Raw genomic sequence first — 201 nt, 5'->3', positions numbered from 1 at the left:
CTTTTAGGATTTTTTAAATACTATAATTTTTTTGTAGATAATTTCACGGCTGCTTTTTCCTTTTTTGGAAGTGAAATACAACCTAATACCTTACATATTATTTTACCAGTAGGAATTAGTTTTTACACCTTTCAAACGCTAAGTTATACTATTGATGTATATAGAAAGAAATTAGAACCCACAACTGATTTTATAGCCTTT

1 pseudogene is annotated in these 201 nt (G+C 26.9%); it reads left to right on the top strand.

The features are described 5' to 3' along the window. Positions 1 to 201: pseudogene (locus ACVC3Y_RS02075) on the top strand (MBOAT family O-acyltransferase); the annotation flags it as partial.

It is taken from the genome of Lacinutrix cladophorae (assembly GCF_053604645.1).
Note: the sequence above shows the minus strand (reverse complement) of the source record. Positions and strands in the feature narration are given on the sequence as shown.